Origin of the sequence: Phreatobacter sp., assembly GCF_016793595.1 — a bacterium.
GTDB lineage: Bacteria > Pseudomonadota > Alphaproteobacteria > Rhizobiales > Phreatobacteraceae > Phreatobacter.
Genome location: NZ_JAEULY010000002.1, coordinates 168,267 through 188,722, shown reverse-complemented (window position 1 = coordinate 188,722; position 20,456 = coordinate 168,267). Strand labels below are relative to the sequence as shown.

Here is a 20,456-nt window from a genome sequence, read left to right as displayed (position 1 = left end):
AGCGTCACCGCCGCTCAGGTGCGGAAATAGGGCTCGACCTTGCCGGTCAGCTTGATCGTCAGCAGATTGCCGTGGCGATCCTTGGAGGTGCCGGCGGTCACCCGCACCCAGCCTTCCGAGACGCAATATTCGTCGACATTGTTCTTCTCGACGCCCTTGAAGCGGACGCCGACATCGCGGGCCAGCACGGCCTCGTCGTAATAGGGGCTGTCGGGATTGGTCGAGAGCCGATCCGGCGGGATGTCGGACGGGTTTGCGGGGGTGTCGGTCATGATCGTGCCTCGGAATGGTTGGCGCCCTGATAACGCCGGGCAGCGAAAACGCCAACTGGGCGTGCGGGACGACGTGCCGCGCCAGTCCCAGGGAACCGAAGCCGGCTCGCCGGCGTTGTCGCGCAGGGCGTCTTTCGTTCCAGGGAGAACGAGCATGGACCGCAGGTCATTCTTCGCCATCGTCGCGGGGGGCCTCGCCGCTTCCGCCGTCGCCGACCGCACCGCTGCCGCAGGCCCGGCGGGGAATGCTCCCGCGACGCTTGGCGGCGTGCGCTCCGCCCTCGGCACGGGCGATCCCGTCGAGATGCAGCGCCGGGGCGGCGGCTTCCGGGGCGGCGGAGGCGGCTTCCGTGGTGGCGGCAATTTCAGACCCGGCGGCGGCTTTGCCGGCGGTTATCGGGGCGCATGGCGCGCCGGCGGCGGCTTTTCCGGCGGTCATCGGGGCGCATGGCGCGGCGGTTACCGTGGCCCGCGCTGGCGCGGCTATGGCGGTCCTTATTATGGCGGTCCCTATTATGGCGGCGGCTTCTACGGCGGGCCGTTCTACGGATACGGCTATGGCTACGGCTATCCCTATCGCCGCTGCTGGATAGACCGGTGGGGCTACCGCGTCTGGCGCCGCCCCTATGTTCCGGCCGTGCCCTTCGTGCCTTTCCCCTTCCCGTTCTTCTGAGGGACGAGTTCTTCTAAGGGGCGAAGCTATCCCTGGCGGACGAAACCCGGCTTCGCAGCCGGGCTTTTCGCCGAGCTTTTCATGGGCCGGGGATCACAACGGCAGAAGGCAGACCGGAACCAGACGCAGAGCAGACCGGTCTCCGCCGCGATATGGTCCGCGCCCGCCGGGAGGGTCCCCTTCCCGACCGGCTGAGAATGCTCTGAGAGGACACGCCATGTCGCAAGACACTTCCACCCGCAGGCCGCTCGACCGCCGCGCCTTCGTCGGCACAGCCGGCATTGCCGGCGCGGCCGCCGCAGCGGTCGCGACCCCCGCCATCGCGCAGGCCAACCCGAAGATCACGTGGCGCCTGACCTCCAGCTATCCGAAAAGCCTCGATACGCTGTTCGGCCTGTCCACCCAGGTCGCCAGGCGCGTGTCCGAGGCGACCGACGGCCAGTTCCAGATCCAGCCCTTCGCGGCCGGCGAGATCGTCCCCGCGCTGCAGGCGCTCGACGCCGTCCAGAGCGGCACGGTGGAATGCTCCCACTCCCTGTCGAGCTTCTATATCGGCAAGGACCCGGCCTTCGCCTTCGACACCTCGCTGCCCTTCGGCCTCAACACGCGCCAGACCAATGCCTGGCTCTATCACGGCGGCGGCCGCGAACTGATCGCCGAATTCATGAAGGGCCACAACGTCCATGCCATCCCCTCCGGCAATACCGGCGCGCAGATGGGCGGCTGGTTCCGCAAGGAGATCAAGTCGGTCAATGACCTGAAGGGCCTGAAGTTCCGCATCGCCGGCCTCGGCGGCACCATCCTCGCCCGGCTCGGCGTCGTGCCGCAGCAGATCGCTGGCGGCGACATCTACCCCTCGCTGGAGCGCGGCACCATCGACGCGGCGGAGTTCTCCGGTCCGGCGGACGACGAGAAGCTCGGCTTCCAGAAGGTCGCCAAATACTACTACTATCCCGGCTTCTGGGAAGGCTGCGCCAACGTCTCCTTCTTCGTGAACCTGGACAAGTGGAACGGCCTGCCGGCCCACTATCGCGCCATCGTCGAGGCGGCCTGCGCCGAGGCCCTGTCCCACTCCGTCGCCAAATACGACCATTCCAACCCGGATGCGCTGTTCCGGCTGGTCGCGGCCGGCGCGGAGCTGCGCGCTTTCCCGCAGGACGTGATGCAGGCCGCCTTCAAGGAGGCCATGGCGCTCTACGGCGAGCTCGCCGCCAGCAATGCGAACTTCAAGAAGTTCTACGATTCCTGGCTGCCCTACTGGCGTAAGGAGCAGATCTGGTTCCGGGTCGCCGAACTGCCCTACGACGCCTTCACCTCGTCGCAGGTCCAGTCCCGCTGAACCGGCGCTGAACAAAGCGGTTCCGCGTTGCTGCATCGCAAGGCGGAACCCTTTCAGCTTGCTGATGTTTTTCCATGGATATCGCCGCGGATATGCTAGTCTGACTGCGGGTGGCGGCATCTCGTTTCGAAGGAGATGTGACCATGGATCGAAGATCCTTGCTTCTGGCTCTCGTCGGCGGCGTCGTTGCGACGTCGGTGTTGGGCGTTTCTGCCGCAAGCGCGGCGCCTGTCGCCGCAGGAAGCGGCGATCCCGCCAGCGACCTTGCCGGCGTCCGGGCTGCGCTCGGCGGCCAGCCCGTTGAAATGCAGCGTCGCGGCGGCCGCGGCGGTGGTTTTCGCGGTGGTGGCCGCGGCTTCAGGGGCGGTGGTTTCCGTCGCGGCTGGGGCGGCGGTGGTGGCTGGGGTCGCCGGCGTTATTGGGGTGGACCTGGCCCGGGTTGGGGCTGGCGTCGCCGGCGCTACTGGGGCGGCCCCGGTCCGTGGGGGCCTCGCCGCCGGTGCTTCGTGAATCGCTGGGGGGAGGTCGTCTGCCGCCGTCCGCCACCGCCGATCTGGTGGTAACCAGCCAGCCTGCTTTCATATGACGAGCCCGGCCGCCCCGAGGTGGCCGGGCTTTTTTCATGCCGGCGCTGGCTGGCTACTTCAGCCAGAGGCCGGGCAGGCCGCTCTGGATCAGCTTGTAGCCCATGGTGTGGCACTCGCCGAAGCCGCATTGCACCACCACCGAGCCGAGATTGATCAGGCAGAGCACGATGACATAGGCCGCGCCGAAATCGGCCAGCCGGGCCAGCAGCGGGAATTCCACCGCCGGATAGTCGGCAAGGTGCTCGTCGCCGCCGAGAATGGCGAGTTTCAGCGCATAGGCCGTGATGATCGTCGCCGCGATGATCACCGACCAGACCGGCATGTGCAGGCCGAGGATCGCCGTGCCGATATAGTCGTGGCCGGGGCGTGGATAGATGTCGAGCAGCGTCTGACGGCTGGCGACGATCAGCAGCAGGACTGCGAAGACGAGGCTGATCCCGGTGTTCTGGTAGGAGAACCGGCCACGGAAATTCTGGATGATGCCGTAGGCGATGCCGAACAGCGCGACGCGCTGCAAAAGGCAGAGCGGACAGGGCAGCTCCCCCTTCACATATTGCATCACCATGGCCGCCGTCAGGATGCCGGCGATCACCACCAGCATCATCAGCAGATAGAGATAGTTGAGCCGCGCAAGCAGCCGCCCGCCACGGCCGCCGGACCGGGGTTCGTCATCGCCTTCCGAAACGGCCGCTCGCAGCATGGGTCAGCCCTCCCGCCCGGGCGCGCCGAGCAGCGTCTGCAACCACGGCATACGGAAACCCCATTCGGGGCTGTAGATCTCAAACAGGAACAGCCACGCGAAAAGGCCGATACAGGCTGTCAGGAACAGGGCGGCCAGCCAGCGCGGGCCGAACTGGCCGACGAGGATGGCGAGCGCCATCGTGGCGAAGACTGCAACCATCATGATGATTGCCCCCGAGGCAGCCTCCCGGATGCCGCAGCCTGATCGCCCGCGTGCGAGGAAAGCGAGCGCAACCCTGCGTCGACCCCCGCCCCCGGGTCAAGCCCCGGCTGGCGATGTCATCCGCGCGGTCCCTCGACCGCGCCGCGACGCTGAAGCCAGAGGGCGGCAATCCAGCACAGTAGCGCCCATGCGCCACCCAGCGCCCAGCCGGCCAGCACGTCGGTCGGCCAGTGCACGCCGAGATAGACCCGGCTGACGCCGATCATGACGGTCATCGCGACCGCCGTGGCGATGAAGAAGACCCTGGCATTGGGATTGGGTTCGACCCGGGTGAGCAAGGCGCCGAGCGTCAGATAGGCGATGGCCGAGAGCATGGCGTGGCCGCTCGGAAAGCTGGCATCCGACGGCAGCACGATGCCGGGAACGAGGTCCGGCCGCGCCCGGTCGAACCACCATTTCAGCGCCTGGCTGAGCGCGGTGCCGCTGATCACCGCGACGAGGACCAGCGCCGCCGCCCCGCGCTTGCCGACGATCAGGAGATAGGTCGCGGCGAACAGCACGATCAGGGTCAGCGCCGCAACGCCGCCGAGCGCCGTGATGTCGCGAACGATGGCCGGCAGCCAGGCGGGGCCGATCGTCTCGGCCGGATTGCCGGCGACGCGGAACGCCAGAAACACCGCCCGGTCGAAGGCATCCGTCTCCTCCTCGACCACGAGATCGGCGAGGCGAAGGAAGAGCAGAACCCCGCCGGCGATCGAGGCCAGCGCGACGATGAGCAGAAGCTCTTTGCGGACGAGAGCGGCAAGGCGCGACGGGCGCAGGCGTTCGGCAAGGGTCATCGCGCTGATCTCGGTCGCGCGCGCCCGCGCCGTCAAGGGAGCAGGATGTCGCGACCATTCAGCTTACCTACTACGGAACCATGCCATTCCACCGGCGTTCTCATGGTTCACCCCGACGACCACCACCAAGGAGATCACGATGGACCGCAGACTGCTGCTGACCGCCCTTGCCGGCACCCTCGTCACCGCCGCAATTCCCGGTATCGCACTGGCAGGCCCCGCAGCGCCGCCGGCTCCGGCCGCCGGGGCGAACGACCTTGGCGCGGCGCGTTCGGGAACGGCCTCTGACAGCGAGCCGACCGAGATGCAGCGACATCATCGCCACGGGCATCGTGGCCACGGACATCATCGCCACGGGCATCGTCACGGCCGCCATCGCGGCCCGCCTCACCATTGGCGCCGCCACCGGCCTCTGCGCCGTCACTGCTGGATCAACCGCCACGGCGTCCGCGTCTGCCGCGTCTGGTAACACCCGGACGTCGGACACGAGGTTCCTCGGAGAGCGGGCCGGTTGCCCCCAGCCGGCCCGCTTCTTCGCGCGCCGCCCCTTTAACCTCAATGCAACGCAATATGGGCATCGTCCGCAGCGACGCGCCGTCTGCGGGCTCCCCCGCCGCGGAAACGACCGGCGCCCCAGGCCCGCATGCTCGACCCCCGTACGCTGCTGCTGACCCTCATCGCGCTTCTGCTGGTCACCGGCCTGATTCAGCTCGTCTCGACGCGTCAGGCGCGGGACAAGGTGGCGCTGTTCTACTGGGGCTCGGCAAACCTCATTGCCGGCATCGGCATCCTCACGATCGGTCTGATCGTCGCCCGGCCCTCGGTCGGCCTGATGAACCTCTCCTTTGCCGCCATCCTCCTCGGCTACATGCTGAACTGGGCTGGCATGCGTCGCTTCTGCCGCCAGTCCGCAATGCCTGCCGTGATCCTGGCGCCCCCGATCGTCTGGCTCGTTCTCAACCAGTTTCCCTACTTCCAGACCTTCGAATGGCGCCTCGCGCTCAGCGCCCTGTTCTCGACCGTGTGGTGCTATGCGACAGCCTGGACGCTCTATCGGTTCCGGGCTGAGGAGCTTGTCGCGCGGAAGCCCACCATCGTCTGGCTCGTCATTCACGGAACCATCGTCGGCATCCGCGCGCCGCTGATGTTGACGCAGAGCTTCCCGGACGGCGCGACGGCCCTCGCCTCCCCTGTCATGACTCTCGGGCTTTTCGGCGCGATCATCCATACCGTTCTGCTCTCCTTCCTCCAGCTCGCATTGACGAAAAGCCGCGCGGACAACCGCTACCGTCGTGCCGCCGAGACCGACATGCTGACCGGCGCGCCCAACCGGCGGGCCTTCTTCGATGCCGGAGAGCCTCTCGTGGCGGCAGCGGTCCGCGAGAACCGGCCGGCCTGTGTGCTTGTCGTCGATATCGACCGGTTCAAGGCGATCAACGACAGCCTCGGCCATGCCGGCGGCGACGCCGTCCTCATCGCGGTTTCGAACGCGATCGCAACGCAGCTGCGGCCCGGCGACGTGTTCGGCCGGCTCGGAGGCGAGGAATTCGGCTGCTTCCTCCCCGACACCGGCCTCCTGACGGCGACCCGCCTCGCCGAGGATCTGCGGGCACGCATCGCGGCGCTCGACCTGCGTTTCGAGGGTTCGGTCGTCAAGGTTTCGGCCAGTATCGGCATCGCGCCCACCGAGGCGACGACGGACAGCCTCGACAGGCTTCTGGCCGAAGCCGATGCCGGCCTCTATCAGGCCAAGCGCGCCGGCCGCGATCGCGTGGTGGCGATGGACGTCGTGTTCCGATAAGCCAACAGGGCACGTTTGCTGTTCGGACGTTGACCTGGAGGGACGTCAGCATCCGGCGTCACCGCGCCTCGTCGGCGCGGCGGCCAGCACGGGAGCGGCGGATGTCGATACTCGATCACAGGACCCTGCTGCTGTCCCTGACGACCGTGGCGCTTGTCACCGGCCTCCTGTTGCTCATTTCGTCGCGCCAGAACCGCGACGAGCCGGGACTGGTCTATTGGGGCCTCGCCAATCTCGTCGGCGCCGTCGGCCTGATACTCGCCGGTCTGCGCGATATTGCGCACGACCGTCTGACGATCGATCTGGCCAACGCCCTGATCGTTGCCGGCTACGCTCTCAACTGGGCCGGCATGCGCCGGTTCTGTCATCGCCCGGCGCCGGTCTGGGTGATCGCCGCGCCCGCGCTCGTCTGGCTCGCGTTCAACCAGTGGCCGGCCTTCCACCTCAATGCCAGCTGGCGCATCGTTGGCGTCTCGCTTCTCTCGGCGGCCGCCTGCTTCGCCGCCGCGCACACGCTGTGGAATCTCAAAGGCGAGAGGCTGGTCTCGCGTTATCCCGCCGTGGTCTGGCTGATCCTCAACGGCACGGTCTTCCTCGCGCGGGTTCCACCTGTTCTGCTGGGCGAAGGGCCAGACAATACCGGAGTGCAGGCTTCGCCGGCCTTCACGATCATCCTGTTCGTAGGACTGATCCACGTCACGCTCCTCACCTTCCTACAGATATCGTTGACGAAGGACAGAGCCGAGCACCGTTACCGTCAGGCCGCCAATACCGACATGCTGACCGGCGCGCCCAACCGGCGGGCCTTCTTCGATGCCGCGGAACCGCTCGTGGCGGCAGCGGCTCGCTCGAACCGGCCGGCCTGTGCCTTCGTCGTCGACATCGACCACTTCAAGACGATCAACGACAGCCTCGGTCATGCCGCCGGCGATGCCGTCCTCGTCGCGGTCGCCGGCGCGATCGCCGCGCAGTTGCGGCCCGGCGACGTGTTCGGCCGGCTCGGCGGCGAGGAGTTCGGCTGCCTTCTCCCCGACACGGATCTGTTGACCGCAACCCGCCTCGCGGAGGAATTGCGGGCGCGCATCGCGGCGCTCGACCTGCGCTACGAAGGCACGGTTGTCAGGATATCGGTCAGCATCGGCATCGCCCCCGCCGAGCCTCCAACGGAGAGCCTCGATCGGCTTCTGGCCGAAGCCGATGCCGGTCTCTATCAGGCCAAGCGCGCCGGCCGCGACCGCGTAGTGGCGATGGATGTCGTACTCCGGTGAGGCCGGTCAGGCCGAGCGCGGCACCCGTCCCTCCAGCGGGTAAGCCGGATCGGTATAGCCCGGCGTCGAGGGATGGCCGGCGGGAACCAGCCGGTCGACCAGAGCCTCGTCGGCCCGGGTAAAGGCATAATCCGGCGCGCCGAGATAATCCTCGAACTGCTCCATCGTGCGCGGGCCGGCAATGGCCGCCGTGACGAAGGCATTATTCAGCACCCAGGCGGTAGCGAACTGGCCCGGCGTGACGCCGCGCTTCTCGGCATGGGTCTTGATCTTCTGCGCGATGACCAGCGATTCCTTGCGCCACTCGGTCTGCATCATCCGCGTATCCGCCCGCCCCGCGCGGGTATCGGCCGGCGGCGGCGCCTTGGGATCGTACTTGCCCGACAGGATGCCCCGCGCCAGCGGCGAATAGGGCACCACGCCGAGGCCGTAGAAGCCGCAGGCCGGCAGGTGCTCCACCTCCGGCATCCGGTTCATGGCGTTGTAGTAGGGCTGGCTGACCACGGGCCGGTCGATGCCCATCCGGTCGGCGAGGTTGCATATCTCGGCGATGCGCCAGGAGCGATGGTTGGACACGCCGTAATGCCGGATCTTGCCCGCCCGGATTAGGTCGCCCAGCGCGCGCACGGTCTCTTCGAGAGGCGTCGCATGGTCCTCCTTGTGGAGGTAGTAGATGTCGATGACGTCGGTGCCCAGCCGCTTCAGCGAAGCCTCGACGGCCCGCATCATGTAGAGGCGCGACAGACCGCGATCATTGGGGCCGGGCCCGGTCGGATTGGCGAGCTTGGTCGCCAGCACCCAGTGCGAGCGGTCGGCCTTGATGGCGCGACCGGTGATCTCCTCCGAGCGCCCCTCGGTATAGACATCCGCCGTGTCGATGAAATTGACCCCGGCTTCCCGGGCGCGCGCGATGATGCGGGCGGAATCCGCTTCGCCGGTCGGGCCTCCGAACATCATCGTGCCGAGGCAGATGGGCGAGACCTTGATGCCGGAGCGGCCGAGATTGCGGGGCCTCATGGGAACTTTCCTCGGAAATTGGCGGCCGGCAGTAGGCAGCCGGCGGCGCAGAAAGGAAAGTGGCGCAATGCATAAGTGACCGCGCGAAACGGCAGCCCGGACAGCGTCACGCCGCCTGCGCCACCGCGGCCTTCAGGAGCTTGGTCGCCTGATCGGCGGTCATCGGCTCGCCGAAGGCGAAACCTTGCGCGAAATCAGCGCCGAACTGGTAGAGCTCGACGGCATCGGCATCCGTCTCCGCGCCCTCGGCCACCACTTCCATGCCGAGATCGTGGCCGAGCGCGATGATCGAGCGCAGCAGCACCGAGCGCGAACCGCGGCTGTCGGCGCGCACGAAGCTTTTGTCGATCTTGATCGTGTCGAACGGAAAGCGCTGGAGATAGGCGAGCGAGGAATAGCCCGTGCCGAAATCGTCGAGCGATAGGCCGGCGCCGAGGTCGCGGATGCGCTGGAGCATCTGCGCGGCATATTCCGGATTCTCCATGACGAGGCTCTCGGTCAGCTCGATCTTGAACGAGCCCTTCGCAACGGGCGCGCGCGCCAGTACACCCTTGATGTCCTGCAGCAGATCATGGCGCAGGAGCTGGCGGGAGGAGACGTTGACCGCCGTGAACAGCGGCGGGTCGAGCGGCATCAGCGCCTGCCAGTTGGCGAGCTGCCGGGCCGCTCGATCCATGACGAACAGGCCGAGATCGACGATCAGCCCGGTCTCCTCGGCGATGGCGATGAACTCGCCCGGCGGCAGGCGGCCGAGGCGGGGATGGTCCCAGCGCACCAGCGCCTCGAAGCCGGCGAGCGTGCGGTCGGCGAGGCGCACCACCGGCTGGTAGACAAGGGCGATCTCGCCGCGCTCCAGCGCACGCCTGAGGTCGCTTTCGAGGGCGAGGCGGTCGCTCTTGTGGGCGCGCAGCGCCGGCTTGAACACCTCGATCCGGTCACCGCCGAGGCGCTTGGCGTGATAGGCGGCAAGCTCGGCGTCCTTCAGGAGGTCTTCGCGCTTGCGCTGGGTGCCGTCGGCCAGCGCGATGCCGAGCGATCCCGTGAGGAATATCTCGCGGTCACCGAAGGCGAGCGGCGCGCGCAGCGTCTTGCGGATCGTCTCGGCGAAGGCGGTGATCCGCTCGGCGGCGCGCTCCGAGATCAGGATGATGCCGAACTGGTCGCCGTTGAAGCGCGCCAGCGTGTCCTGCGGCTTCAAGAGCCGCCCAAGGCGCCGCGACACGGTCAGCAGGATGGAATCGCCCACCGACAGACCGACGGAATCGTTGACCTGCTTGAACCGGTCGATATCGAGCACGAGCACGGTCGGCCGGCGCCCGTCATCGGCCTGCGCCTGGTTGAGCGCGGCTTCCAGCCGGTCGAGGAACAGTTCGCGGTTGGGCAGGCCGGTGAGGTTGTCGTGGACGGCGTCGTGAAGCAGCCGCTCCTCCGACGTCTTGAACTCGGTGATGTCGGTCAGCGTGCCGACGAGGCGGATGACCTCGCCGTCCGAGCCGACCACGGGCCGCGCGCGCAGCACGATCCAGACGAAATGGCCGTCGGCCACGCGCATGCGGAACTCTTCGACGAGACGGCCGCGCCGATGCTCGACCACCGTGTCGAAGGTCGAGCGCAGCCGGTCGCGGTCGCCGGGATGCAGCGCGTCGATGAAGCGGTTCGCCTGCCCCTCCAGCGCACCGCGCTTGAGGCCGAGATGGGTCTCGAGCTCGTGCCCGACGACCACGCGGTTCGAGCCGACATCCCAGTCGAAAATGATGTCGCCGGCCCCGGTCAGCGCCAGCGCCTTGCGCTCGGTGTCGGAGACCAGACCCTTGGGCATGCCGCCGCCGGCGAAGGCGTGCTGCATGACCGTGAAGCCGATGAGCATGACCAGCAGAACCAGCGCGCCAAGCAGGGCCGGCGCAGCGATCTCGTTGTTGAGCCGGCCGGTGACCATCAGCAGCGCCGCGCCCGACCAGATCATGAACAGGGTCCAGGTCGGCACGAGATTGATGGCGCGGTCGTAGCGCAGGAAGGCGAGATAGACGAGGATCACCGTGCCGAGGATGGTCACCGCGCCGATGCCGAGCCGGGCGATGCCGGCGGCGATCGGCGGGTCGAACCAGGCGAGCGTCACCATGCCACCGGCAAAGGCGAGCCAGACCGCCGTCAGCACCGTGTAGCGAACGTGCCACCGGTTGAGGTCGAGATAGGCGAACAGGAAGATCATGAGCGTGGCGGAGAGAATCGCCTCCGACACCGCGCGCCAGAAGGCGACCGCCTCCGGCGGCAGCTCCATGATACGCGTCCAGAAACCGAAATCGAGGCCGAGCGTGCCGAGCACCGCCCAGGCCAGCAGCGCCGCCGCCGGGAACATCAGCGAACCCTTGACCACGAACAGGATGGTCAGGAACAGCGCCAGCAGGCCGGCAATGCCGAGGATGATGCCGCGATAGAGCGTGAAGGAATTCTCGCGGTCCTTGAACGCATCCGGCTGCCAGAGCGTGATCTGCGGAATCCGGGGATCGCGCAGTTCCGCGACGAAGGTGACCGTGGTGCCGGGGTCCAGCGTGATCTGGAACACGTCCTGGTCGACGGCCGACTGGCGCTCCGGCCGGAAACCCTGGCTCGGCGTCAGCGCCACGATGCGCTGCGAGCCGAGGTCGGGCCTGACCAGCCCCGAGCGGATCAGCCTGTAGTGCGGCACGACGACGAGGCGGTCGACCTGTTCGTCGGTGGCGTTGGACAGCGTGAAGACCGCCCAGACCGGGCTCGATCCAGTCTGCGTGTGACGAACCTCCATGCGGCGGACGATGCCGTCCGAGCCCGGCGCGGTCGGCACGCTGACGCGGTCGCCCTCGCCCTGCACGAAACTGACGGCCCTGCCGAGATTGATCGCCGGCGTGCCAGCGGTCACCGCGATGGCGTCGGCGGCCTCGGCGGCACGCGGGCCAGCCGCGAGCACACCGCAGGCGACGGCGACGCAGAACAGGCAGAACCGGATCAGGGCAAGCGGCATACGCACGGGCGCGCGAGGTCTGGAGGTGAGCACTGGATGTGAAACAGGCGTCACGCCATGGGCCCCGCTTGTGGCGCCAATGCGGCGCGCGCAACTGTCTTACCGCCAAGACTTAGCCGCCCGGATAGCGTCCGGGCAAGGCCGGAGCGCCGATTTCCCCCGTCAGCACAGCGATTTGGCGAAGCGCGCGAAGGCTTCCGGCGTCACCGCCGTCCCCGCGCCGGGCTGCTCGGGACGGACCACGTCGCCGTCAGTCACAGTGACCGGCTCGGCGAAACAGGTTCGGATCCACGGGATATATTCCAGCATGGTCGTCGCCGGATGCCAGAAGGCGAGATGCGCATGGACCTGGCTCATATCGCCGGCATGGGCGACCACCGGCAGGCGCGCGGCATGGGCCGCCTCCGCGACGCGGATATACTCGGTGACGCCGGCGAGGCGCGTCACGTCAGGCTGGACGTAGTGCAGCGCGCCGCGCGCGATGAAGTCCGCGAAGGCCTCGGCCGTATAGAGCTGCTCGCCCAGCGCGACCGGAATGCCGCCCTGCGCGGCGAGCCGCACATGCCCTGCCACGTCGTCGTACCAGAGCGGCTCCTCGAACCAGAGGATGTCGAGACCCTCGGCCCCGCGGCAGAAGCGCAAACACGTCGGCAGATCCCAGCGGCCGTTGGCGTCGATGGCCATGGTGACATGCGGGCCGATGGCGTGCCGCACCGCCGCGAGGCGCTTCAGGTCGCGCACGATATCGGCCGAGCCGACCTTGATCTTGACGCCCCGGAAGCCCTCTTCCTCGACCACCCGCCGTGAGCCGGCGATCAGCTCGTCGTCGGGAATGGAGAGCCAGCCAATATCGGTGTTGTAGGCCGTCACCCTGTCGGAGGTCGCGCCGCCGAGCAGTTTCCAGAGCGGCTGCCCCGCCTGCTGCGCCTTGAGATCCCACAGGGCGATGTCGACGGCGCCGAGCGCGATATGCGTGACGCCGGCCCGCCCTATCCATTGCACCGGCGGATGGCGCGCGAGTTTCTGCCAGAGCCGCGTGACGTCGGCCTCGTCCTCGCCGACCAGCAGGCCCGCATAGCAGGTGGCGATGCAGTCCGTGACCAGCCGGTCGCCGGCGAGATGGGCATGGGTGCCGGTGAAACCGGTGCCGACCCGCCCGTCGTCAGTGTGGATGCGGCAGCCGACGACACCCCAATGCGACAACGTATGGGTCGAATCCGAGATGGACGAGCCGGTAACGGGCACGTGCAGGATGAAGGGCTCGACTGACGTGATGGTCATGGCGGGGCCAGAAACGACAAAGGACGGGCACTGTGGCCCGCCCTTCGCGCATTCTCAAGCAAGCCGCATCAGGCCTGCGGCTGCGGCTCCAGCCCATCGTCATTGGCCGGCCGGCGGCCCTTGCCGGCGGTCGGCACGGCCGAATGGCGGGTCTGACCCTTGTCCGGTTCGGAATCGCGGACCGGCGCCTTGCCGGCCAGGAGATCCTTGATCTCGTCGCCCGACAGCGTCTCATATTCGAGCAGCGCCTCGGCCACCTTGATGAACTGCTCATGGTTCTCGGTGAGGATGCGCTTGGCCTCCTCGTAGCCTTCCTGCACCAGCCGCTTCACTTCCTTGTCGATCTTCTGGGCGGTCGATTCGGAGATGCTCTGCTGGCGGCCCATCGACATGCCGAGGAAGACCTCTTCCTGGTTGTCGCCATAGGCGACCATGCCGAGCTCCTCGGAGAAGCCCATGCGGGTGACCATGGCCCGCGCCATCTTGGTCGCCTGATCGATATCGCCGACCGCGCCGGAGGTGACGTTCTCCTTGCCGAAGGTGATCTCCTCGGCGACGCGCCCGCCCATGGCGACCGCAAGGTGCGAAGTGTATTCCTTGTACTTCATCGAGTAGCGGTCGCCCTCGGGCAGGAACTTCACCATGCCCAGCGCACGGCCGCGCGGGATGATCGTCGCCTTGTGAACGGGAAGGCCGGCCGGCACGTTGAGGCCGACGACCGCATGGCCCGCCTCGTGATAGGCGGTCAGCTTCTTCTCCTCCTCGGACATCGCCATGGAGCGGCGCTCGGCGCCCATCATGACCTTGTCCTTGGCGTCCTCCAGGTCGCTCATCGTGACCATGCGCTTGCCGCGCCGGGCCGCGAGCAGCGCCGCCTCGTTGACGAGGTTCATCAGGTCGGCGCCGGAGAAGCCGGGCGTGCCGCGGGCGATGATCTTGAGGTCGACGTCGGGAGCCAGCGGCACCTTGCGGACATGAACGCGAAGGATCTTCTCGCGCCCGTTCACGTCCGGGTTCGGCACCACGATCTGCCGGTCGAAACGGCCGGGACGCAGCAGCGCGGGGTCGAGCACGTCGGGCCGGTTGGTGGCCGCGATGATGATGATGCCCTCGTTCGGCTCGAAGCCGTCCATCTCGACGAGCAGTTGGTTCAGCGTCTGCTCGCGCTCGTCATTGCCACCGCCGAGGCCGGCGCCGCGATGGCGGCCGACCGCGTCGATTTCGTCGATGAAGATGATGCAGGGCGCGTTCTTCTTCGCCTGCTCGAACATGTCGCGCACGCGGGACGCGCCGACGCCGACGAACATCTCGACGAAGTCGGAACCCGAAATGGTGAAGAAGGGCACGTTGGCCTCGCCCGCGACCGCCTTGGCGGTCAGCGTCTTACCCGTGCCGGGCGGGCCGACCAGCAGCACGCCGCGCGGAATGCGTCCGCCGAGGCGCTGGAACTTCTGGGGATCGCGGAGGAACTCGACGATCTCCTGCAGGTCCTGCTTGGCCTCGTCGATGCCGGCGACGTCCTCGAAGGTGACGCGGCCGTGCGCCTCGGTCAAAAGCTTCGCCTTGGATTTGCCGAAGCCCATGGCCTTGCCGCCGGCGCCCTGGATCTGGCGCGACATGAAAATCCACAGGCCGATGAGCAGCAGCACCGGGAACCATTGCGCCAGCAGCGCCACGAACCACGGCACCTGCTCGCCCGGCGCGCGCGCCTGCACCTGCACGCCCTTGTCGACGAGGCGCTGGGTCAGGCCCGGGAACGGCGGAGCGTAGGTCTGGAAGGTGCGGCCATCGGTGAAGTGGCCGGTGAGCTCAGGGCCCTGGATTGTGACGTCGCGCACGCGGCCGCCATCGGCCTCGGCGAGGAATTGCGAGAACGGCAGATCGGACGAGCCGGCCCGCTGTTGCGGACTCTGGAACAGCGTGAACAAGGCCAGCAACAGCAGGACGATGATCACCCACAGGGCCAGGTTCCGGAAATTGGAGTTCATCGCTTGTCCATCCCCAGGGTATCGCCGCGCGCGTGGCGCCGGTAGGGCGCGCGAAATCGGGCGTCATGCGGCATAACCCGTAGAGCCCCAATGTAGGCGTCGGGCACCGCCTTGCCAAGAACCGCCCACCAAAGGACTAGTATTTCCGCCGGTTTGGTTTCCGCGATGGCAGGCCTGCCACGCCGCCACCGGCGCAGGTTTCGGGCCGGATTCGGACAAAAACCTCAGCCGGTGAGGCTCGGCGGCCGGCGCGCCGGCTCCCGCGCCACGATGACGCGCCCCCCCGCCGTGACCTGCACGGCCGCGCCGCGCAGCGTCTCGCGATGGGCCGATCCGCCGGCGACCGCCATCAGCACCGCGCCGGTGAGCGCCTCGAGGGCCTCCAGCCGCTCGGCGATCACAGTGTCGCCCGTATCGGCAATGGCGCGCGCCAGCAGCGCCTGAACGGCGGCGAAGGGCTCCGACAGCCAGCCGGAGCCGTCGAACACGCGCGTCCCCGGCGCGACGGAGGGCTGCGCGCAGGCATCCGCGAGCAGCTCGGCCTGCCGGGCGAGCGCCTCGTCGAGCATCTGCATCCGTCCCGCGAGCACCGCGAGCCGCTCCGCGTCCAGGCCTTCCGGTTCGAGCAGGGCCATCAGGCGGCGCATGCGCACGCGGGCAAAGCGATCATCGGCGTTGGACGGGTCGGCGATGGGGTCGAGCCCGGACGCGCGGGCGGTCGCGGCGAGGCGCGCGCCCGTCACCCACAGGAACGGCCGGGCGATCTCGACACCCTCGCGGCGGCTGGTCGCCGCCATGCCCTTGAGCCCGAGCGGACCGGACCCGCGCGCAAGCCGCATCAGCACGGTCTCGGCCTGATCCGACAGGGTATGCGCCACGACGATGGCCGGCGCACCGACCCGCCGCGCATGGTCGGCAAGCAGGCGATAGCGCGCCTGCCGGGCCGCCTCCTGCAAGCCGGCCGATGGCTTGTCGCCCAGCCAGTCGAGCTTCGCCACGGCAATGCCGAGCCGTTCCGCCGCGGCCACGACTGCCGCGCATTCGTCTGCCGCCTCGGGCCTCAGCCCATGATCGACGGTCGCGACATGAAGGGCCGGGCCCTCGCCCGCGCGCCAGCGCGCGAAGGCGGCCAGCATGCCGAAGGAGTCCGGGCCGCCGGACACAGCGAGAACCAGGGCCGGATAGGATGAGAAACGGTCGAGAAGGTCCGAAAGCTCGACGTCGGAGAGGGAGGGCGCGGCCTCGACCTCAGCAGCTTGCACGACGCTGCTCGCTGGCGACCGCCGTCCGGGTCGGCTGGTTGGCGTTCGGATATTTGCGGTTGAACTCCGCATAGGCGGCGCAGGCCGCCTCACGCTCGCCAAGGGCGTTCAGCGACTGACCGAGGCGCAGCAGGCTCGAGGGCGCGCGGCCGGCGCGCGGATAGTCGGTGGAGACCTTCAGGAACTGTTCCGCCGCCTCGCGGTACTGGCGGCGCTGGTACATGGCTTCGCCGAGCTGGTGGGTTGCATCGCCCACCATGCGGTCGCGCGGGTGGTTCTGCAGGAAGCCGCGCAGGGCGATCTCGGCCTGCTCGTAGTCGCGCCGGTTCAGGAGGGCGATGGCGGCATTGTACTCGTCGCGTGGCGAGGCGGCGATGATCGGCTGCGTGCCGGTCGAACCGGTGCGCGGCACGCCGGGCTCCAGCGAGGGATCGGCCGCCGCCTGCCCCGACAACTGGCCGAGGTCGAGCGGCCCTGCCCCGCCAGGTCCTGCGGTCCCCGCCGAGCGCGGCGGAGCGGCATTGGCACCGGGCGGCGTCGCGCCGAGGTCGCGCGGCGCGCCGGGCCCGGTCTGCTGCTGGCTCGGGTCGAAGGCATCGCTGCGACGCTGCGGCGGCTGCTGTTGCTGCGGCTGGGGGCGCTGCCCGGGTCGCGCGCCGCCGCGCGCGCCTTCCAGTTCGTTGAGGCGAAACTCGATATCCGCCTGCATGCGGCGCTGCTGTTCCTCGAGCTGGCGCACACGGAACTGCGACTGTTCGAGCTGGCCGTTCAGCGAGCGGATCTGCGCTTCCATGCGCTGGATGCGGTCCATGAACTCGGCCGCCGACTGCGCCCGCGAGGGCATGTTCGACGCAACGAGCAGGATGCCCGCCGCGGCGATCATCGCCGCCACCTCGATCCGCAGCCAGATCCTGATCGTTCTGCCGATCATCATGTCGTCCCTTCAGCCCTCAGCATCGGAAATTCAGCGGTGGAGTTGGGCAAGATTTCGGCCCATTTCAAGCAAAAACGGCGCCCGGTCCTCCCGGGCGCCGCTTGATCCATGCTGCAATCGAGTGGATCAGGAGCCCGCGCCGCCGGACAGCACGGTCACCGACCGGCGATTCTGCGACCAGCAGGAAATGTCGTCGCAGACCGCGACCGGACGCTCCTTGCCGTAGGAAATGGTGCGGATGCGCGAGGTCGAGATGCCGCGGGCGGCGAGATAGTCCCGCACCGTCTGGGCGCGGCGGGCGCCGAGGGCGATGTTGTACTCGCGGGTGCCGCGCTCGTCGGCATGGCCTTCGACCGTGAAGCCGTAGCGGTTGTACTGGTTCAGCCAGACCGACTGCTTGTCGAGCGTGGCGCGGGCCTGCGTGGTCAGCTCCGAGGAATCGGTCTCGAAGAAGACGCGGTCGCCGACATTGACGACGAAATCCTGCGGGCTGCCGGGGGTGGCGGCACCAGCGCCGCCGGCGCCAGCCTGGTTGGTGGGGTTCTGGGCACAGGCGCCAAGCGCGAGGCCGAAAGCCATGATGGCAGCAAACTTCATTTTGCGGCCCAGAGCCATGGTCAGCATAATGGTCTCCTTGACCTGAAACATTGCCGTCCATCTACGGGGAAGTGGGTTAAACGATCCTTCCCGAAGTGGTTCGCAATCGCGCCATGCGGCTCACGAATGCGTGCTGGATGACAAATGGTTCGGTCTGCAACGTCCTGAATTGGTTTGGTTATTGGCGATTGGTCGGGCGGTGAGGCGTAAACGTCTCGCCGCCCGACCAATCACCGGGATGGTCAACCATCGGTAAATGGAATGCCGGCCCGGTCACGCCGCCAGATCTGATGGCGTCGCGACGGGGGTCCGGGATCGCCGGGCAGCGTGACGAGACTGTGGCAGCCGGGTGGCGCGTCGATGGAGGCTGACGTACTCCGTCAGGTTGCTGCCGCCTGTGGCGCGAATGTCACAGGCGGTCCGCGTCAACTGTCAGAGAAGCTGGAGGAAGATCAGCACAAGGCCGAGAATCGATACGGCCCAGGCACCCGTCCTGACCCACGGAATTCCCGCGAGATAGAGCCCCGCATAGGCGATGCGAGCCCAGAAGAAGAGCTGCGCGCCGAGCGCAGTGGTCGCATTGGCGCGGCCCGCGACGTGCGCGACGAGCACCAGCACGGCGAACAGAACGAGGCTCTCCAGCATGTTGGCATGGGCGCGCTTCGCCCGCCCGGCCATGCCCGTCAGCGCCGGCAGCCCTTCGCGGTTACCCGCCAGCGCCGGCAGGCCGATCTGCATATTGGCGAGCCCCGCTGCGATGACGACCTGCAGAAACGTCAATGCGGCCGACCAGACCAGCAGCTTCAGATCCATGGACATGCGTCTGTCTCCCTCTCCTCGCCGGCTCTCGCCCGGCTCTCCTGATCGGACGGCTCAATCGCCGCCGAGCAAACCTGCGACATCGGCGAAAGCCGCGGCGAGATCGGGCGGCACGCGCTCCATCAGGGCCTCATGCGCCTTGCGCCAGACCGGCATCGCCTCCTCGAGCGCGCGCGCGCCCTTCTCGGTCAGCCACACCATGCGCCGGCGCCGGTCGCCCTCGACCAGCGCGATCTCGACGAGGCCGGCACGTTCCAGAAGCTGAAGATTGCGCGACAGGCTCGACTGGTCGAGCCCCATCCGGATCGCCAGGGCGCCAAGGCTGTCGTCATCGGCCGCCGCGATCTGCGCCATCAGCCAGAACTGCGTGAGTTCCACGGGTGAGGTCATCATCCGGTCTTCGAGAAATCCGGTAATCCGCCGCGCCGCCAGACGGCTGTTCCAGCCGGCGCAGGACGTCATCGCCCCGCGGGCGTCGGAGCGAAGCGATTTGCGGGCTTGTCGGGTCGTGGCAGCCATTGTATGTATCTACAATATTTGTATCTACAAATAAAGAGTCATCCATGCTTGAACCGGCCTCGCTCCGCTATGGTCTCGCCTCCCCGGCCGAGGTCGCGCCGATGGCCGGCAAGGCCGTGCTGCAGGCGATCATCGACGGCCGCCTGCCGCAGGCGCCGATCTCGGAAACGCTGTCGTTCTGGCTGGCGGAGGTTGGCGATGGCTTCGCCGCTTTCGAGGGCGAGCCCAGGCCGCATCTCCTCAATCCCATGGGCGGCGTGCACGGCGGCTGGGCGCTCACCCTGATCGACAGCGTCACCGCCTGCGCCGCGCATACGCTGCTGCCGGCCGGAACCGGCTACACGACGGTCGAGACCAAGGGCAATTTCTCGCGGCCGATCACCAGGGACACCGGTCGCGTGAGAGCGGAGGCGCGCGTGGTCGCCGCCGGCCGCCAGATCATGTCGGCCCATGCCGAGGTGAAGGACGCCGCCGGCAAGGTGCTCGCGCACGGGACATCCACGATCATGATCCTCGGCGCGCGTTGAGCTTCGACAGGGAGAGTTGCAGATGCCGAAGATCGCATTCGCCGGGGGGGAACTGAACTACACGGAGACCGGCAGCGGACGGCCGCTGCTGCTCGTCCATGGTTCGCCGGGCGAGGCGCGCGCATGGAACCGCGTTCTCGGCAAGATCGGCGAAGGCTACCGCATTCTCGTTCCCGACCTGCCGGGCTATGGCGCATCGTCCGCCCTGCCGCCCGACCGGAGCAGCACCGCCGCCATGGCGGAAGCGGTCGCGGCGCTGGCTGAGACGGTGAACGAGCCGCTACTCCTCGCCGGCCATTCCTATGGCGGCAATGTCTCGTTGCACGTTGCCGCGAAACAGCCTCGCCGGCTCGCGGGCCTCGCCGTTTTCGAGCCGGTCTTCTTCCGCGCCCTGGAATTGCAGGGGGACGCGGCGGTGCTGGGGGGCGCCAGCAGGTTCTTTGCCGAATACGTCTCGCGTGTCGCCTCGGGAGAGCCTGACGCTATCGGCCGGATGATCGATTTCTGGTCGGGATCCGGCGCTTTCGCGCGTCTTCCCGATCCGGTTCGGGCCTATCTCCGGTCCGCCGCCCCACGCAATGCAAGGGACGTCTCGTCATCGTTCTCGGAATCCGTCGCGGCCGGCGATCTGCGGGCCATCGGCTGCCCCGTATCGTTGGCTTATGGCTCGAAGAGCCCGCCGGTCGCGCCGGCCATCATCGCGGCCCTTTCCCGTCTGCTGCCCGATAGCCGGACCTCGGTGATCGAGGGTGCCGATCACGGCATGCTCGACAGTCATCCGCAGGCGGTCGCGGACATTATCCGGGCAGTCGCAGACGCTTGATCTACGAT

At 68.0% G+C, this 20,456-nt stretch carries 20 protein-coding genes; 7 read left to right on the top strand and 13 right to left on the bottom strand.

The genetic code is table 11. The features are described from left to right. Positions 1-14: 14 nt before the first annotated feature. Positions 15-272, bottom strand: coding sequence for a DUF3297 family protein (locus tag JNK84_RS01500; protein ID WP_293419701.1), 258 nt, complete (start codon positions 270-272; stop codon positions 15-17). Positions 273-426: 154 nt separating this feature from the next. On the opposite strand from JNK84_RS01500, the gene JNK84_RS01495 reads away from it, so the two are divergent. Together JNK84_RS01495 and JNK84_RS01490 are read left to right on the top strand one after the other, a co-directional pair. Next, the gene (locus tag JNK84_RS01495; protein ID WP_293419698.1) at positions 427-945 is read left to right on the top strand and encodes a hypothetical protein; all 519 of its coding nucleotides are present in this window, start codon (positions 427-429) and stop codon (positions 943-945) included. A 217-nt stretch (positions 946-1,162) separates the two neighbouring features. Beyond that, positions 1,163-2,284, top strand: coding sequence for a TRAP transporter substrate-binding protein (locus JNK84_RS01490; protein WP_293419695.1), 1,122 nt, complete (start codon positions 1,163-1,165; stop codon positions 2,282-2,284). Between the two features lie 639 nt (positions 2,285-2,923). Here the strand turns inward: JNK84_RS01490 and JNK84_RS01485 are convergent. The 3 genes from JNK84_RS01485 to JNK84_RS01475 form a co-directional block, all read right to left on the bottom strand. Then, on the bottom strand, positions 2,924-3,571 hold the full coding sequence (locus JNK84_RS01485) for a disulfide bond formation protein B (RefSeq protein ID WP_293419692.1): 648 nt from the start codon (positions 3,569-3,571) through the stop codon (positions 2,924-2,926). A gap of 3 nt (positions 3,572-3,574) precedes the next feature. After that, a complete protein-coding gene (locus JNK84_RS01480) occupies positions 3,575-3,775 on the bottom strand; it encodes a hypothetical protein (RefSeq protein ID WP_293419689.1) in 201 nt (66 codons plus the stop codon). Between the two features lie 116 nt (positions 3,776-3,891). Then, positions 3,892-4,614: a phosphatase PAP2 family protein gene (locus tag JNK84_RS01475; protein WP_293419686.1), complete on the bottom strand. Its 723-nt coding sequence runs from the start codon at positions 4,612-4,614 to the stop codon at positions 3,892-3,894. A gap of 139 nt (positions 4,615-4,753) precedes the next feature. Between JNK84_RS01475 and JNK84_RS01470 the strand changes: the two genes are divergently transcribed. From JNK84_RS01470 to JNK84_RS01460, 3 genes are all read left to right on the top strand, one after another. Further along, positions 4,754-5,083 carry a hypothetical protein gene (locus JNK84_RS01470; protein ID WP_293419684.1) on the top strand — a complete coding sequence of 110 codons (330 nt, stop codon included), beginning with the start codon at positions 4,754-4,756 and terminating at the stop codon, positions 5,081-5,083. Positions 5,084-5,257: 174 nt separating this feature from the next. Beyond that, on the top strand, positions 5,258-6,415 hold the full coding sequence (locus JNK84_RS01465) for a GGDEF domain-containing protein (RefSeq protein ID WP_293419681.1): 1,158 nt from the start codon (positions 5,258-5,260) through the stop codon (positions 6,413-6,415). Between the two features lie 101 nt (positions 6,416-6,516). Continuing rightward, on the top strand, positions 6,517-7,683 hold the full coding sequence (locus JNK84_RS01460) for a GGDEF domain-containing protein (protein WP_293419677.1): 1,167 nt from the start codon (positions 6,517-6,519) through the stop codon (positions 7,681-7,683). Positions 7,684-7,689: 6 nt separating this feature from the next. Here the strand turns inward: JNK84_RS01460 and JNK84_RS01455 are convergent, their stop codons facing one another. From JNK84_RS01455 to JNK84_RS01415, 9 genes are all read right to left on the bottom strand, one after another. Beyond that, positions 7,690-8,700 carry an aldo/keto reductase gene (locus JNK84_RS01455; protein WP_293419674.1) on the bottom strand — a complete coding sequence of 337 codons (1,011 nt, stop codon included), beginning with the start codon at positions 8,698-8,700 and terminating at the stop codon, positions 7,690-7,692. Positions 8,701-8,806: 106 nt separating this feature from the next. Further along, the gene (locus JNK84_RS01450) at positions 8,807-11,698 is read right to left on the bottom strand and encodes an EAL domain-containing protein (RefSeq protein ID WP_293420345.1); all 2,892 of its coding nucleotides are present in this window, start codon (positions 11,696-11,698) and stop codon (positions 8,807-8,809) included. A gap of 162 nt (positions 11,699-11,860) precedes the next feature. Then, entirely contained in the window at positions 11,861-12,979 is a 1,119-nt protein-coding gene (locus JNK84_RS01445; protein ID WP_293419671.1) for a mandelate racemase/muconate lactonizing enzyme family protein, read from the bottom strand. Between the two features lie 68 nt (positions 12,980-13,047). Next, positions 13,048-14,967, bottom strand: a complete 1,920-nt coding sequence (gene ftsH, locus JNK84_RS01440) for an ATP-dependent zinc metalloprotease FtsH (RefSeq protein ID WP_293419668.1) — start codon at positions 14,965-14,967, stop codon at positions 13,048-13,050. A 224-nt stretch (positions 14,968-15,191) separates the two neighbouring features. Further along, on the bottom strand, positions 15,192-16,229 hold the full coding sequence (gene tilS, locus JNK84_RS01435) for a tRNA lysidine(34) synthetase TilS (RefSeq protein ID WP_293419665.1): 1,038 nt from the start codon (positions 16,227-16,229) through the stop codon (positions 15,192-15,194). After that, complete coding sequence (ybgF, locus tag JNK84_RS01430) at positions 16,216-17,163, bottom strand: tol-pal system protein YbgF (protein ID WP_293419662.1); 948 nt, start codon at positions 17,161-17,163, stop codon at positions 16,216-16,218. The genes tilS and ybgF overlap by 14 nt, the downstream gene beginning before the upstream one ends. A gap of 126 nt (positions 17,164-17,289) precedes the next feature. Then, entirely contained in the window at positions 17,290-17,760 is a 471-nt protein-coding gene (gene pal, locus JNK84_RS01425) for a peptidoglycan-associated lipoprotein Pal (protein ID WP_293419659.1), read from the bottom strand. A gap of 432 nt (positions 17,761-18,192) precedes the next feature. After that, the gene (locus JNK84_RS01420; protein ID WP_293419656.1) at positions 18,193-18,579 is read right to left on the bottom strand and encodes an MAPEG family protein; all 387 of its coding nucleotides are present in this window, start codon (positions 18,577-18,579) and stop codon (positions 18,193-18,195) included. 54 nt (positions 18,580-18,633) lie between these two features. Next, a complete protein-coding gene (locus JNK84_RS01415; protein WP_293419653.1) occupies positions 18,634-19,098 on the bottom strand; it encodes a MarR family winged helix-turn-helix transcriptional regulator in 465 nt (154 codons plus the stop codon). Positions 19,099-19,142: 44 nt separating this feature from the next. Here JNK84_RS01415 and JNK84_RS01410 point away from each other — a divergent pair, with 44 nt between their 5' ends. Together JNK84_RS01410 and JNK84_RS01405 are read left to right on the top strand one after the other, a co-directional pair. Further along, complete coding sequence (locus JNK84_RS01410; RefSeq protein WP_293419650.1) at positions 19,143-19,625, top strand: PaaI family thioesterase; 483 nt, start codon at positions 19,143-19,145, stop codon at positions 19,623-19,625. Between the two features lie 22 nt (positions 19,626-19,647). Next, the gene (locus tag JNK84_RS01405; protein WP_293419647.1) at positions 19,648-20,448 is read left to right on the top strand and encodes an alpha/beta fold hydrolase; all 801 of its coding nucleotides are present in this window, start codon (positions 19,648-19,650) and stop codon (positions 20,446-20,448) included. Positions 20,449-20,456: the final 8 nt, after the last annotated feature.

What these genes read in the sequence shown, in the direction of transcription:
- JNK84_RS01470 (WP_293419684.1), top strand. Translation starts at nt 4,754, where the DNA reads ATGGACCGCAGACTGCTGCTGACCGCCCTTGCCGGCACCCTCGTCACC.
- JNK84_RS01405 (WP_293419647.1), top strand. Translation starts at nt 19,648, where the DNA reads ATGCCGAAGATCGCATTCGCCGGGGGGGAACTGAACTACACGGAGACC.
- JNK84_RS01445 (WP_293419671.1), bottom strand. Translation starts at nt 12,979, where the DNA reads ATGACCATCACGTCAGTCGAGCCCTTCATCCTGCACGTGCCCGTTACC.
- JNK84_RS01460 (WP_293419677.1), top strand. Translation starts at nt 6,517, where the DNA reads ATGTCGATACTCGATCACAGGACCCTGCTGCTGTCCCTGACGACCGTG.
- JNK84_RS01480 (WP_293419689.1), bottom strand. Translation starts at nt 3,775, where the DNA reads ATGATGGTTGCAGTCTTCGCCACGATGGCGCTCGCCATCCTCGTCGGC.
- JNK84_RS01450 (WP_293420345.1), bottom strand. Translation starts at nt 11,698, where the DNA reads ATGCCGCTTGCCCTGATCCGGTTCTGCCTGTTCTGCGTCGCCGTCGCC.
- ybgF (WP_293419662.1), bottom strand. Translation starts at nt 17,163, where the DNA reads ATGATGATCGGCAGAACGATCAGGATCTGGCTGCGGATCGAGGTGGCG.
- JNK84_RS01455 (WP_293419674.1), bottom strand. Translation starts at nt 8,700, where the DNA reads ATGAGGCCCCGCAATCTCGGCCGCTCCGGCATCAAGGTCTCGCCCATC.
- pal (WP_293419659.1), bottom strand. Translation starts at nt 17,760, where the DNA reads ATGAAGTTTGCTGCCATCATGGCTTTCGGCCTCGCGCTTGGCGCCTGT.
- JNK84_RS01500 (WP_293419701.1), bottom strand. Translation starts at nt 272, where the DNA reads ATGACCGACACCCCCGCAAACCCGTCCGACATCCCGCCGGATCGGCTC.
- JNK84_RS01475 (WP_293419686.1), bottom strand. Translation starts at nt 4,614, where the DNA reads ATGACCCTTGCCGAACGCCTGCGCCCGTCGCGCCTTGCCGCTCTCGTC.
- JNK84_RS01495 (WP_293419698.1), top strand. Translation starts at nt 427, where the DNA reads ATGGACCGCAGGTCATTCTTCGCCATCGTCGCGGGGGGCCTCGCCGCT.
- ftsH (WP_293419668.1), bottom strand. Translation starts at nt 14,967, where the DNA reads ATGAACTCCAATTTCCGGAACCTGGCCCTGTGGGTGATCATCGTCCTG.
- JNK84_RS01420 (WP_293419656.1), bottom strand. Translation starts at nt 18,579, where the DNA reads ATGTCCATGGATCTGAAGCTGCTGGTCTGGTCGGCCGCATTGACGTTT.
- JNK84_RS01490 (WP_293419695.1), top strand. Translation starts at nt 1,163, where the DNA reads ATGTCGCAAGACACTTCCACCCGCAGGCCGCTCGACCGCCGCGCCTTC.
- JNK84_RS01485 (WP_293419692.1), bottom strand. Translation starts at nt 3,571, where the DNA reads ATGCTGCGAGCGGCCGTTTCGGAAGGCGATGACGAACCCCGGTCCGGC.
- JNK84_RS01410 (WP_293419650.1), top strand. Translation starts at nt 19,143, where the DNA reads ATGCTTGAACCGGCCTCGCTCCGCTATGGTCTCGCCTCCCCGGCCGAG.
- JNK84_RS01465 (WP_293419681.1), top strand. Translation starts at nt 5,258, where the DNA reads ATGCTCGACCCCCGTACGCTGCTGCTGACCCTCATCGCGCTTCTGCTG.
- JNK84_RS01415 (WP_293419653.1), bottom strand. Translation starts at nt 19,098, where the DNA reads ATGGCTGCCACGACCCGACAAGCCCGCAAATCGCTTCGCTCCGACGCC.